The sequence below is a fragment of the Providencia xihuensis genome, from assembly GCF_041953405.1.
GTDB lineage: Bacteria > Pseudomonadota > Gammaproteobacteria > Enterobacterales > Enterobacteriaceae > Providencia > Providencia vermicola.
Window position 1 is genome coordinate 211,485 of the sequence record NZ_CP169565.1, and the last position, 13,272, is coordinate 224,756.

The window sequence follows — 13,272 nt, forward strand, 5'->3', positions numbered from 1 at the left end:
TTGTGGCAGATATCCAACCCCTAAAAGGTGCGAAGCTAGTTTGGGCTACCATTGCATTATCTCTTGCGACTTTTATGCAAGTGCTCGACTCCACCATCGCAAACGTCGCTATCCCGACAATTGCGGGTAACCTTGGTGTTTCCGTCTCGCAAGGGACATGGGTGATTACCTCGTTTGGGGTGTCGAACGCCATTTCGATTGCTATTTCGGGGTATCTTGCTAAGCGTTTTGGTGAAATTCGCGTTTTCTTATGGGCGACGGCACTTTTTACTTTATTTTCATTACTTTGTGGCTTCTCGGATAGCCTTGGAATGTTGATTTTATATCGCGTTTTACAAGGTGCTGTTGCAGGGCCTGTTATTCCTTTATCCCAAAGTTTGATTATGCGGTGTTACCCACCGAAAATGCAGAATATGGCATTGGCTTTTTGGTCGATGACCATCATTTTAGCACCTGTATTTGGCCCCATTTTTGGTGGTTATATTAGTGATAACTTCCATTGGGGTTGGATATTCTTTATGAACGTACCTCTCGGCATTTTCGTCATTATTGTGGGTTCGATTATCCTTAAAGGAATGGAATCGACGGTGGTCAAAGTGCCGTTCAATGTCATTGGCCTGGCGTTATTATCCGTGGGGGTTGGTTGTTTACAAGTACTACTGGATAAAGGGAAAGAGCTGGGGTGGTTAGCTTCAAATGAGATTGTGGTTTTAGCCGTTGTTTCTGCTATCGCTTTAGTGTTCCTCGTGATTTGGGAACTAACGGATAAAAACCCGATTGTCGAGCTGTCTTTGTTTAAATCGCGCAATTTTACTATTGGCACTATTTCGGTCAGTTTGGCCTATATGGCGTATTTTGGTGCGATAGTGTTATTACCTCAATTGCTGCAAGAGGTGTATGGTTATACCGCAACGTGGGCGGGGCTTGCACTTGCGCCGATTGGCTTGTTACCTGTTTTATTTTCAGCGCCAGTGGCAAAATTATCCGACTTTTTGGATATCCGCTGGATAGTGACCTTTAGTTTTGTTTTTTATGCCATTTGTTTCTTCTGGCGAGCGTATACCTTTGAGCCGAGCATGGGGTTCTCCGCGGTAGTTTGGCCGCAACTGGTGCAGGGCATGGCGGTTGCTTGTTTCTTTATGCCATTGACAACATTGACCTTATCGGGACTTCCCCCTGAAAAACTAGCATCGGCTTCTAGTTTGGCAAACTTTTTCCGAACGCTCGCTGGCTCAATTGGTACATCAATCACGACCACGATGTGGAGCGACCGTGAGTCTGTGCATCATAGCCAACTCACTGAGTTTATTACGGATTACAATCCTGAATCTTTAGCAATGTACCAAGGCATGGCTGCTCATGGCTTAAGCACAGAGCAAACTTCAGGTTTTATTGCACAGCAAATTACTAGCCAAGGGTTAATCATCGCGGCGAATGAAATTTTCTGGCTATGTGGTTGGGTATTTATTGTGCTGATCATTACCGTCTGGTTTGCTAAACCGCCATTTGGTAATAATGCGAAGTAATAGTGAATGATTGGGAAGCGCTGTTGTGGGGCTTCCCAATCATTTTATAGCTGAGATTTTGGGATAATATTATCAAACTGAAGTACAGGGCGGTTGGCCTCTATTTCGGTTAATGGCTCAATTTCTTTTAATGTATTTAAACAGCGAGTAACGAGGTTCTGGTAGTCTTTGGTACCGTTACTTTTCCACTCAATTTCCTTTTCTGATAGTGTTCGTAACACTTTTGCTGGGGTACCCACGATTAGGCTATTTTGTGCAAATATGGCCTCCGCTTTAACAAATGCACATGCGCCAACAATCGAATTTTCCCCAATCACCGCACCATCCATAATCACGCTATTCATCCCAACTAAAGCATTACGTTTGATATGGCAGCCATGCAAGATAGCCCCGTGTCCGATATGCCCATCTTCTTCAATAATGGTGTCGAACTGTGGGAACCCATGCATCACGCAATTATCTTGCACGTTAGCCCCATCTTTAATAATTAACCGCCCAAAATCGCCCCGTAAGCTGGCATTAGGGCCAATATAAACATTTTTACCAATTACGACATCACCAATAACGACCGCAGTGGGGTGGACAAAACTATCTGGACTAACAACAGGCGTGATACCATCGATTTGATAAAAAGGCATAAGGGCTCCTTAACGGTTAATTTAGGCGGCGATTTCCCTCAGTACCCCACCAAAACGCCGATAATAGGCACTGGAAGGTTGAGGAAGCTCACCCACTGTCGTTTCGCTATTTTCTGAAACATATTGCGTTGCAGCTTGGTCGATACGTTGATAAATATTGGTGCACAAATGACGCGCAATATGCCCTTCCCATTGAGGCGGTAAAAGTTCGTCAGGCAATAGCGGGTCTTTGAGCGTGACGCGACGATAAAAGTGAATTAAAAGCAGCCGTAACTGAAAACAATGCTCAGGGCTGATGTGTGTTCCCGTATTATCCTTGAGTAACAAGGCCAATGGCCTGAATAAGGAAATAAATTGGTGATAATGCTCTGAAATATCTTGCAAAGACCATGCCTGAGACACGAGGTCTTTCAGGTTTTTTTCTGAGCGGCTATAGGGGTAGTCTGCATGAAAATAAATGGCTTGCTCAGTCGCATTGAGCTCATTTAATAACGCTGGTACATCACTTTGTGCACAACTTGGTGCTGCCATTAAGGATGTATTAAACTGCCCGAATCCTAGCCAGCTAAGCTCTTTTTTTAATCGAATTTTTTCTTCTTTATCTGCCGCTTCTAATAACAATAAGTCCCACTTTCCATCCCAATCAGGTTGCTCTGCGAGGTAAATTTTTTGCTCTGCCCGCCGAAACCGACTTTGCCCACGGGCTGAGATTCGGTAGTAGCTGCGTCGGCCAATTTTTTCGACATCTAACCACCCCTCTTTTTGTAAGCGGAAAACAGAGGTACGCACAAAGCGGTCAGTAAACCCCATGGGTTCTAATAATTTAGTTAGGCTACCTAACCAAACCTCGCCTCCTCGGTGATGTAGTGCATCACCGTATAAGGAACTAATGAGCGACGTACCACTAATGGGCTGACTGGCGATAGCATGTTGAATAAATTGGTCGAGCTTGGTATTCATTTATGTTTCATCCATAAATTTTTTGTATCAGAATTCTTCCTGAATAGTAGACATAAAAGTGAATATTGTCTCGTATCGTTTTTTATTAAAGCGTGTTGCATTAGGATGGCATATTAGGTAACCCATTCTTAATATGCCTTAATTCGTTGATTAAATTGCAATTCGGGTATCAATGACCCGCTCGGCTTTACCTTGTGAACGTGGAATATCACCGCAATTCACGATACTGATCCGCGTGCTGATCCCAACCATGGATTTGATACGGTGTTTTAAATGATGGCAGATATTACAGCGCTCATCGTAAGTGAGTTGCTCTGGGTGTTTGAGCTCAACGCGGACTGATAAGTTATCCATATTGCCTTGGCGACCGATTTCGAGCTGATAGTGCGGTGAGAGTTCTTTGAACTGCATAATTTGTTCTTCAATTTGAGAAGGGAACACATTCACGCCGCGAATGATCATCATGTCATCAGAACGACCCGTGATTTTGCCAATTCGACGCATGTTGCGATTGACGCCCTTCATTAGGTGGGTTAAATCCCGCGTACGATAACGAATTACAGGCATTGCCTCTTTTGTCAGAGTAGTAAACACTAACTCACCATGTTCACCATCCCCTAATGTTTTGAGGGTTTCGGGGGAAATAATTTCAGGGTAAAAGTGGTCTTCCCAGATAGTTGGGCCGCTAGAACCTGAGTCAGCACACTCCATAGCAACACCAGGCCCCATCACCTCTGATAATCCGTAGATATCTAATGCTTTGATACCAAGGCGAGTTTCGATTTCAGTGCGTAGAGATTCTGTCCAAGGCTCAGCACCGAATACGCCTAATCTAAGTGAGCACTTACTAGCATCACCACCCATGATTTTCTCAAGTTCATCAATAATACTTAGGCAATAGGATGGCGTCACCATAATGACATCAGGCTTAAAATCGGCAATTAATTGTGCTTGTTTTTCTGTTTGCCCACCTGACATTGGAATAACGGCGGCACCAAGGCGCTCAGCACCGTAATGCGCCCCTAAGCCACCAGTAAACAAGCCATAACCATAAGCTACATGGACTTTATCGCCACGTACTGTCCCCGCAGAGCGTAAACTGCGTGCAATCAAATCCGCCCAATTATCAATATCACGTTGTGTGTAGCCGACAACGGTTGGACGCCCAGTGGTACCTGAAGAGGCATGAATACGAATGATTTGATCCATAGGGACGGCGAAGGTACTGAATGGGTAGTTTTCCCGTAAATCCTGCTTAGTGGTATAGGGGAATTTTTCGATATCACTTAATTGTTTAAAATCATCAGGGTGTACACCCGCGTCATCAAACTTTTTACGGTACATTGGTACATTTTCATAGGCGTGAGTGAGTGTCCACTTCATTCGAGAATACTGTAATGACTCGATTTCATCACGTGAGGCAAATTCAATTGGGTCGATGCTATTTTGTATCATGCTCATAATTGCCATTCCTCATAATTATTATGTTAACCAGTTTTCGTTGATGACGTTGCTGGTTTTCGCCTGAGCAGGTGTCGGATTTCAGGCGGTTATTATTGATATGAATGCGTTTTTTCAGACTCGTTCGATAATCATGGCGATGCCTTGTCCTACGCCAATGCACATGGTACATAGGGCGTAGCGACCTTGTTTGCGATGAAGTTCATTCATCGCGGCAATGGCGAGTCTTGCACCGCTCATCCCTAATGGGTGACCTAAGGAAATCGCGCCACCATTGGGGTTTACGTGCGAAGCGTCATCGGGTAAACCTAACCCCCTCAATACGGCGAGAGCTTGTGCTGCAAAGGCTTCATTTAGCTCAATAACATCCATTTGGTCGATAGTTAAACCCGCCATTTTCAATACTTTTTGTGAGGCAGGGAGCGGGCCAATCCCCATCAATCGAGGCTCAACACCACAAGTAGCAGTGGCAACAATACGGGCGCGTGGGGTTAAACCTTGCTGTTTCGCAATTGTTTTGGATGCAATAATTAGCGCAGCGGCGCCATCATTTACGCCAGAGGCGTTTCCTGCAGTGACAGTGCCATTTTCACGAAACGGTGTTTTCAGCTTTTGCAGTTGCTCAAAGGTGGTTTCTGCACGAGGATGTTCATCTTCAGTGACCACGATTTCATTTTTGCGCTGTTTAATGGTGACAGGGACAATTTCTTGCGCAAATATACCGTTAACTTTAGCCCGTTCAGTGCGCTGCTGGCTGCGTAGTGCAAATGCATCTTGGTCTGCACGGTTGATCTGGTAGGTTTCTGCCACATTTTCAGCCGTTTCAGGCATGGAATCAGTACCGCATTGTTGTTCCATTAATGGGTTGATGAACCGCCAACCGATTGTAGTATCAAAGACTTGGGCTTGGCGTGAGAAAGCCGATTCTTGTTTCCCCATAACAAACGGTGCGCGGCTCATTGACTCAACGCCCCCTGCAATCATTAACCCTGATTCACCTGCTTTAATACTTCTCGCGGCAAGCGCGATTGCATCTAGCCCAGAACCGCATAAGCGGTTAATAGTTGTGCCTGAAACCGAAATGGGCAAGCCAGACAGCAAACCCGCCATGCGAGCCACGTTACGGTTGTCTTCACCCGCTTGGTTTGCGCAACCTAAAATAATGTCATCAGTCAGTGACCAATCTAACTGCGGGTTCCTTGCCATTAACGCTTTTAAGGGTAAAGTCGCGAGATCGTCAGGACGCAGGGAAGAAAGAGCACCACCATAACGGCCTATCGGAGTACGCACACCATCACAAATATACGCATCAATCATGGCAAGCCTCCTCTAAGCGGTGCCCTAAACGATGAGAGCGCCCTTGGAATAAGGCAAGTGTTTTGCCATCTTGGTTAGTTATTTCGACGTCATAGAGCCCGTTACGTTTGCCTTGATATTTCACTTTTGCGGTGGCAGTGAGTAAATCCCCTTCAAAGCCTGGACGGATGAAATCAATGGAACACATAGACGCAACAGCAGCATACCCTTGGCTATTACAGGCGTAGGCAAATGCGGTATCGGCAAGGCTAAAGAGTTGCCCACCATGGCAGGTCTTATGGCCATTAAGCATATTTGCAGTGATTGGCATTTTTAATTGCGCAAAGCCATCTTCGACTTTCTCAATCGACATACCCATTGCCTTTGCACATGCATCATCACGATACATAATATGAGCGGATTGTTGAGCAGTCGTGATATTCGGCACAGAAATCATAGCAACTCCTTGAAAGATAAAGACTGATAACCTGCAGCTAACTGCCTAAGTAATGGGTTGGGACGATAACGGCTATCCCCATAAAACTGCGCAAGTTGCTCAAGTACCGATAACATACGCGGCCAACCGAGTTGAGCTCCCCAAGTTAATGGGCCTTTGGGATAATTCACCCCAAAGCGCATGGCATTATCGGTATCTTGTACAGTAGCAACCCCTTTATTCACGACATCGAGTGCTTCATTACATAACATCGCAACCGTTCTCATCGTTAACAGCGCAGGGTAATCAGGTAGTACAATCACGTTTTTCCCAAGAGACTGAAAAAAGGCGATCGCGTGTTGGTTTTGTTGCGTATTGTTTTGCGTTGCGCAGGTGAGCGTGATGGCGCTTGCGGAAAGATAATTTGCCGATAAATCAAATAAAACCACCGCCTGCCCTGATCGCTGTGCATGAAATGATGCCAATTCACCATTTGTTAACATAATAATAACGTCATTAACAAGGAGGGTGGGAGATTGATTTGGCTGTTGTGCTAATCCTTCGAGTGAGATCCCATTTTCAGATAAAAGCTGCGCAAACTCAGGAAATATCTGCCAATCGCCACGAACTTTTACAGTTTGGGGGTGGTTAAGATGAACTTTTGCGGCAAATGACGCAGTGGGTTGTGGTTTATTATCATCATAATGATAGAAACCTTGTTTTGATTTTCGACCAAAATGCCCTGCTTGCACTAATTCCAATTGCATTAATGAGGTTTGAAAGCGTGGGTCATAACCGAAGGCCTGAAATACGGATTCAGTCACGGCATAGTTGACGTCATGGCCAATGAGATCAGTGAGTTGCAATGGCCCCATTGCAAAGCCTCCTGCATCCCGCAGCACACTATCTAACGTGGCTGGGGAGCCCACTTGCTCTTCGAGGGCGCGTAAGGTCTCTGCATAAAAAGGCCTTGCTACGCGATTGACAATAAACCCAGGTGTTGAGCGGCAAATAACGGGTACCTTACCCCATGAGAGAGTCAATGCTTTCAATTGTTCAATAACTTCAGGTGATGTTTCTAGGCCACGAATCACCTCAACCAATTTCATCACGGGAGCTGGGTTAAAAAAGTGTAAGCCAGCAAGCCGTTCTGGGTGTTTCAATTGGCAACCAATCGCTGTAATCGACAATGACGATGTGTTACTCGCAAATATTGTTGATTTATGACAAATGGCTTCAAGTTCACCGAAGATAGACTGTTTTATTGCTAATTTTTCTGCAACAGCTTCTATGACAAGTTGGGCACTAGACAACTCAGACAAGTGTTGAGCGACATGAATGTTAGTGATCAGCGTTTCTATCGTTTTTGACTCAGCCTTTCCTTGTTCCACACGTTTACGTAAGCGTTGCCTCATCGTGTCTAATGAACGGGTTAATACATCTTGGTTAATATCAAACAGTAAAACGGTAAGCCCTGCGGTGGCAGCTACCTGCGCAATACCAATACCCATAGTGCCAGCGCCGATAACCGCAATTGTCGTGATGGTAGAAGTTGTAGGGAGTGTCATGGTTATCGCCCCTTAAACTGCGGTTCGCGTTTGTTTAAAAAAGCACTTACCCCTTCGCGGTAATCTTCGCTACGTCCACCTAAACGCTGCAAATCGCGCTCAAGGTCTAGTTGTTCATCTAGGGTATTGGTTGCTGCGCAGTAAATGGCTTTTTTGATTAGGCCGAGACCGTAGGTAGGTTGTGTCGCAAGGTGTTGAGCTAGTTGCTGAACAGTGTCTGTGAGTGCTTCATTTTCAGTAACTTGCCAAATCATTCCCCATTGCAATGCTTGCTCTGCGCTGATTTTGTCCCCCAATAATGCCATGCCCATCGCTCTGGCGTGCCCAGCTAGCTGGGGCAAAAACCAGCTTCCCCCTGAATCGGGAACTAAACCCAGGCGGCAAAATGACTGAATAAAACTGGCACTTTTGGCGGCGATAACAATATCTCCAGCTAATGCGATAGCTGCACCAGCACCTGCCGCGACACCATTGACTGCGCAAATAATGGGTTTTGGTAAGGCCGTAAGACGGCGGATCAGTGGGTTATAATAGGTTTCTACAGAAAAACCGAGATCAGGCGCTTCGCTACCGACGTTGACATTACGATCGTTGAGATCTTGACCTGCACAAAAACCACGGCCAGCCCCTGTGATCACTAAGCAACGCACCGTGTCGTCACGTTCTGCAATTTTGATGGCATCACTCAACTGACGATGCATTTCATCATTGAAACTATTGAGCCTATCAGGGCGGTTTAAGGTTACCGTAAGAACCCCATTTTCCAGTGCGGTGAGGATCATCGCTTCGTTTGTCATGGTTATTGTCCTGTAAACTGAGGTGGGCGTTTTTCAAAGAAGGCTGCGATCCCTTCTTGCCGATCTTGCGTGCCTGCTAAGGCCACAAAATATTGGCGCTCTAGTTTTAGTCCCTCAGTAAGGTGGTTATCTTGGGCGTGGACTAAGGCTGCCTTTGCCGCACGCACGGCTAAAGGCGCATGCTCTGTAATGCGTTGTGCAAGTCGTTGAGCACGTTCGACCACTAAATCGTCAACGCAAATTTCACTGATTAAGCCCACTTGGAGTGCGTGTTTGGCACTAATCGGTTCCCCTGTCAGCACCATTTGCATCGCTAAAGATTTGCCTACAGCGCGGATCAAACGCTGTGTACCGCCCGCTCCAGGCATTAAACCGAGGGTAATTTCGGGTAACCCAAAACGGGCGGATTCCCCTGCAATCACCATGTCACTGGCGAGTAGTAGCTCGAAGCCTGCCCCGAGTGCATACCCATTGGTGGCAGCGATAATTGGCTTTGATATCATGGATAAACGACGCCATACTTGAGGGCGTTTATCCGTTATCGCGTTAGCGACAGTTTGCTGTTGTAGCTCTTTAAGATCCGCGCCAGCAGCGAAGAAACGCGGGTTGCCAGCGATGACTATCGCACCGATTTCCTCATTGTTATCAGCGGATTCAAGATGTTGTACCAGCAACTCAAGGCATTGGGTGCTAAGCGCGTTACGCACTTCGGGGCGATTCAACGTTAGAGTAAGAACACGCTGATTTTGCTGAGATAAAATCCAGGGGTTTTTCATTGCGCTTCCTATACGTCAAAGTCTAAAACAACGCCATCACCCTTTGGCCAGGCTTGGCAACTCAGGATGTAACCATCGGCAATCTGGTCTGGTTCAAGACTGTAATTGACGCCCATTTCCACTTCTCCTGAACGCAATTTGCATTTACAGGTTGCACACACGCCCCCTTTACAGGCATATGGCAGGTCAGCGCCTTGGCGTAATGCCGCATCCAAAATGCTGTCATCTTGACTGTCCATGCTGATATTCAAAGTGCGACCATCAAGGTGAATACTGACTTGGCGAGTTTCATTGGACTTGGCGGCAGTGGGTTTAAATTTTGCTCTTGATGTGTTGAAACGCTCAGTGTGTACGAATTCTTTTGGTATGCCGTAACTCACGAGGGTGTCATGCACCTCATCCATCATACTTTCAGGGCCGCAGATAAACGCGTGGTCAAATTGTTTAAAATTTAATAGTGTGTTACCTAATGCCAAAAGCTGTTGCTGGCTAATACGCCCGCTAAGGAGTTCACTGTCTTGAAGCTCTTGGCTAAACAGATAAAGCACTTGGAAACGCTCAGCAAAGCGGTTTTTTAAGTCTGAAATACTCTCTTTAAACATCACAGAACGGCTATTACGATTACCATAAATCAACACAAAATGGCTTTTAAGCTCTGTTTGCAATGTGGCTTTAATGATTGAAAGCAGTGGGGTGATCCCAGAGCCCGCAGCAACGGCAAGGTAGTGTGCATGGGTATGCGTTTCAGGCTGGTAGCCAAACTGCCCTTGTGGGATCATTACATCGAGGCTATCGCCGACATTCAGTTGTTGGTTGATAAAATTAGAAAAGCGTCCTTCATAAATGGCTTTTACGCCAATTTTTAGTGTCTCTTCGTCAGGTGAACTACAAATGGAGTAGCAGCGGCGCAAATTTTCACCATTAATTAAGGCTTTTAAGGTGAGATGCTGCCCTGGACGGTAACGATATTGTTCGCGTAAGGCATCAGGAATATCGAACGTCACCGCAACGGCGTCAGGGGTGTCGCGCTCAATGGCAGCAATACTTAAACGATGAAATACAGTCATATGAGTGCCCCTAAATACATTTAAAGTAATCAAATGGCTCTAAGCATTCGGCGCACTTATACAATGCTTTGCATGCGGTTGAACCGAATTCGCTAATTTTTTCAGTCTGTTCGCTATCACAGCGTGGACAACGAATGGCTCCCTTGTGCTCAGGGTGCTCGCAAGAAGTGCCTTGTGGCGGCGCAATACCAAATTCACGTAAGCGCCTTTTGGCATCTTGGCTCATCCAATCGGTGGTCCAAGCAGGAGCTAACATGACTTCAATATCAACCTGTTCAAAACCCGCATTGCCCAAAACCGTTTTAATTTCATTGATTAAAAATTCGGTTGCAGGGCAACCCGAATAGGTCGGTGTAAAAATGACTTTCCAACCCTGGTTATCTGGAAGCACTTTGCGGATCATGCCAAGATCAGTAATAGAGAGTGCAGGCAGCTCAGGATCGGAAATTTGGTGCAGCTGTTGCCAGATCTGATGAACTTGGGGTGATTGAAGCTCGTTGAATTGCAGTCTCTGTTCCATAGCATCACCACTGGCTATTTGGGTAAGTGCGTTGCATAAATTGCAATTGCGTTAACAGCAGGCCGAGATGTTCAGTATGGCTGCCTTGCTTACCCCCTAAACGATAAGCGTCTTTCTCAGGTACGCTAAGCGTGGCTTCATCAAAGGTTTCATTGATGGTGTTTAACCATGTGTCTTTCAAAGAACGAGGATCAACGGCAAAACCCGCTTCGCTGAGGGCAATTTCAATGTTATCTGCGTGAAAAAGTTCACCAGTAAAGCGCCATAATGCATTAACAGAATCTTGCATTCGTCGATGACTTTCCTCTGTACCATCCCCTAAACGGATCATCCAATTACGGCTAAAGCGCAGGTGGTAAATTGCCTCTTTGAGGGATTTTTCTGCAATAGCCGAAAGTTGTTCATCGCGGCTATGGATCAGGGCTTGGTAGAGTGGAACGTGATAAGCGTCCATAAAAAATTGGCGTACCAGTGTGTCATCAAAGCCGTTATTTGGCTGTTCAGCGAGTAATAGATTGCTGAATTCTCGTTCATCACGTAAAAAGGCCAGCTTATCTTCATCATAATCGGTGCCTTTTAGCTGGGCGGCGTAGCTTAAAAAATTGCGTGCTTGCCCCAGTAAATCCAGGCCAATATTAGAGAGTGCGAGATCAATTTCGATTTCAGGTGCATGCCCACACCACTCACACAGACGTTGTGCAAGAATTAATGGCGAGTCACCGAGCCGTAATGCGTAATGATGGAGCTGTTCTTGATGATTCATGAGGTGCTCCTTACATGTTTTTAATGCCATCAGGGATGGTGTAAAAAGTTGGATGGCGGTAAACCTTGGTATCCGCAGGGTCAAAGAATGTGCTTTTATCTTCAGGCTGCGATGCAATTAAATGGGCAGCTTTGACGACCCAAATCGAGCAACCTTCGCTGCGTCTAGTGTAGGCATCACGGGCGTTTTCTAGCGCCATTTGGTCGTCTGCGGCATGTAAGCTTCCGACATGGCGGTGAGCCAAACCTTGTTTACTGCGAATAAAAACTTCATATAAAGGCCAATCTTGGTTATTCATGGTATTTTCCTTTTCTGAGCATTGGTCAGTAAACTACGCTGCGGATTTTATGGACTTTTGCTTGCGACTATGTGCCATGGCACCTTCGCGTACCCATGCTCCGTCTTCCCAGCCTTTACGCTTTGCACCCAGGCGCTCATGGTTACAAATGCCGTTACCTTTAATCACTTGGTAAAACTCTGCCCAATCAATTTCCCCGAAGCGGTAGTGACCCAGCTCGTCATCCCACATGAGATCAGGATCAGGAATGGTCATACCGAGTGCTTCGACTTGTGGCACAGTGTTATCGATAAATTTTTGACGGAGTTCGTCATTACTAAAGCGTTTAATTTTCCACGCCATACTTTGTGCACTGTGCGGAGAATCGGAGTCATTCGGGCCAAACATGGTGAGAACAGGCCACCAGAAGCGATTTATTGCATCTTGTAACATCGCCTTTTGTGCTTCAGTGCCTTCTGCTAGGGCCATCACGGCTTCATAACCTTGGCGTTGGTGGAAACTTTCTTCTTTACAAATTTTCACCATTGCACGTGCATAAGGGCCGTAGGATGCACGGCATAGCGCGACTTGGTTCACAATCGCGGCTCCATCGACTAACCAGCCAACTACGCCTACATCAGCCCAACTCAACGTGGGGTAATTAAATATCGAGGAATACTTCATTTTTTCATCAAGCAGCTTTTGGTAGATATCTTGGCGAGAACAGCCAAGGGTTTCTGCTGCGCTGTATAGATAAAGGCCATGGCCAGCCTCATCTTGAATTTTGGCGAGTAAAATAGCTTTACGGCGCAGCGTCGGTGCGCGGGTGAGCCAATTGGCTTCCGGGAGCATTCCCACGACTTCGGAGTGGGCATGTTGGCCGATCTGGCGAATAAGGTTCTGCCGATAGGCATCGGGCATCCAGTCTTTGGGCTCGATGGAAATATCCGCTTCGATTTTGGCCTCGAAGTTAGCCTGATTTTTCTCGTTCATTGATTTTTCCATTAAGTGATTCGAAAAATATTTTTTAATTTAAAATAATGAATCATTTATATTTAACATTGATGCTAGGAATATTTAACATAAAGATCAATGTTCATTAACTTAATTCTGCGAGGCACTTCACAAGGTTTTATTGTAAACATAATAAAATCAATAATATATATTCATTTCTTTTTGTGTGGATT

The 13,272-nt window shown here is 45.8% G+C and carries 14 protein-coding genes; 1 reads left to right on the forward strand and 13 read right to left on the reverse strand.

The window, feature by feature from the left end; genetic code table 11:
* Positions 1-2: 2 nt before the first annotated feature.
* The gene (locus ACE2AL_RS00925; RefSeq protein ID WP_206085107.1) at positions 3-1,526 is read left to right on the forward strand and encodes a DHA2 family efflux MFS transporter permease subunit; all 1,524 of its coding nucleotides are present in this window, start codon (positions 3-5) and stop codon (positions 1,524-1,526) included.
* A gap of 44 nt (positions 1,527-1,570) precedes the next feature.
* Here ACE2AL_RS00925 and paaY read toward each other — a convergent pair whose 3' ends face one another.
* The 13 genes from paaY to paaA form a co-directional block, all read right to left on the reverse strand.
* Positions 1,571-2,164: a phenylacetic acid degradation protein PaaY gene (paaY, locus tag ACE2AL_RS00930; protein ID WP_206085106.1), complete on the reverse strand. Its 594-nt coding sequence runs from the start codon at positions 2,162-2,164 to the stop codon at positions 1,571-1,573.
* Between the two features lie 21 nt (positions 2,165-2,185).
* Positions 2,186-3,124 carry a phenylacetic acid degradation operon negative regulatory protein PaaX gene (paaX, locus tag ACE2AL_RS00935; protein WP_375083842.1) on the reverse strand — a complete coding sequence of 313 codons (939 nt, stop codon included), beginning with the start codon at positions 3,122-3,124 and terminating at the stop codon, positions 2,186-2,188.
* A gap of 150 nt (positions 3,125-3,274) precedes the next feature.
* Positions 3,275-4,585 carry a phenylacetate--CoA ligase PaaK gene (paaK, locus tag ACE2AL_RS00940; RefSeq protein ID WP_206085099.1) on the reverse strand — a complete coding sequence of 437 codons (1,311 nt, stop codon included), beginning with the start codon at positions 4,583-4,585 and terminating at the stop codon, positions 3,275-3,277.
* A gap of 114 nt (positions 4,586-4,699) precedes the next feature.
* The gene (gene pcaF / locus ACE2AL_RS00945; RefSeq protein ID WP_206085092.1) at positions 4,700-5,902 is read right to left on the reverse strand and encodes a 3-oxoadipyl-CoA thiolase; all 1,203 of its coding nucleotides are present in this window, start codon (positions 5,900-5,902) and stop codon (positions 4,700-4,702) included.
* Positions 5,895-6,338 carry a hydroxyphenylacetyl-CoA thioesterase PaaI gene (gene paaI / locus ACE2AL_RS00950; protein ID WP_206085090.1) on the reverse strand — a complete coding sequence of 148 codons (444 nt, stop codon included), beginning with the start codon at positions 6,336-6,338 and terminating at the stop codon, positions 5,895-5,897. The genes pcaF and paaI overlap by 8 nt, the downstream gene beginning before the upstream one ends.
* The gene (locus ACE2AL_RS00955; protein ID WP_375083843.1) at positions 6,335-7,885 is read right to left on the reverse strand and encodes a 3-hydroxyacyl-CoA dehydrogenase; all 1,551 of its coding nucleotides are present in this window, start codon (positions 7,883-7,885) and stop codon (positions 6,335-6,337) included. The genes paaI and ACE2AL_RS00955 overlap by 4 nt, the downstream gene beginning before the upstream one ends.
* A 2-nt stretch (positions 7,886-7,887) precedes the next feature.
* Complete coding sequence (paaG, locus tag ACE2AL_RS00960; protein ID WP_206085086.1) at positions 7,888-8,682, reverse strand: 2-(1,2-epoxy-1,2-dihydrophenyl)acetyl-CoA isomerase PaaG; 795 nt, start codon at positions 8,680-8,682, stop codon at positions 7,888-7,890.
* A 2-nt stretch (positions 8,683-8,684) separates the two neighbouring features.
* Positions 8,685-9,458 carry a 2,3-dehydroadipyl-CoA hydratase PaaF gene (paaF, locus tag ACE2AL_RS00965; RefSeq protein WP_206085082.1) on the reverse strand — a complete coding sequence of 258 codons (774 nt, stop codon included), beginning with the start codon at positions 9,456-9,458 and terminating at the stop codon, positions 8,685-8,687.
* A gap of 8 nt (positions 9,459-9,466) precedes the next feature.
* Positions 9,467-10,525 (reverse strand): 1,2-phenylacetyl-CoA epoxidase subunit PaaE, encoded by a 1,059-nt coding sequence (gene paaE, locus ACE2AL_RS00970; RefSeq protein WP_375083844.1) that lies wholly within the window; start codon positions 10,523-10,525, stop codon positions 9,467-9,469.
* Between the two features lie 10 nt (positions 10,526-10,535).
* A complete protein-coding gene (paaD, locus tag ACE2AL_RS00975; RefSeq protein WP_206085071.1) occupies positions 10,536-11,045 on the reverse strand; it encodes a 1,2-phenylacetyl-CoA epoxidase subunit PaaD in 510 nt (169 codons plus the stop codon).
* A 4-nt stretch (positions 11,046-11,049) separates the two neighbouring features.
* Positions 11,050-11,808: a 1,2-phenylacetyl-CoA epoxidase subunit PaaC gene (paaC, locus tag ACE2AL_RS00980; protein ID WP_272538905.1), complete on the reverse strand. Its 759-nt coding sequence runs from the start codon at positions 11,806-11,808 to the stop codon at positions 11,050-11,052.
* Positions 11,809-11,818: 10 nt separating this feature from the next.
* Positions 11,819-12,106, reverse strand: coding sequence for a 1,2-phenylacetyl-CoA epoxidase subunit PaaB (gene paaB / locus ACE2AL_RS00985; protein WP_225820082.1), 288 nt, complete (start codon positions 12,104-12,106; stop codon positions 11,819-11,821).
* A gap of 33 nt (positions 12,107-12,139) precedes the next feature.
* Positions 12,140-13,078 carry a 1,2-phenylacetyl-CoA epoxidase subunit PaaA gene (gene paaA, locus ACE2AL_RS00990; RefSeq protein WP_206085054.1) on the reverse strand — a complete coding sequence of 313 codons (939 nt, stop codon included), beginning with the start codon at positions 13,076-13,078 and terminating at the stop codon, positions 12,140-12,142.
* Between the last annotated feature and the right edge of the window lie 194 nt (positions 13,079-13,272).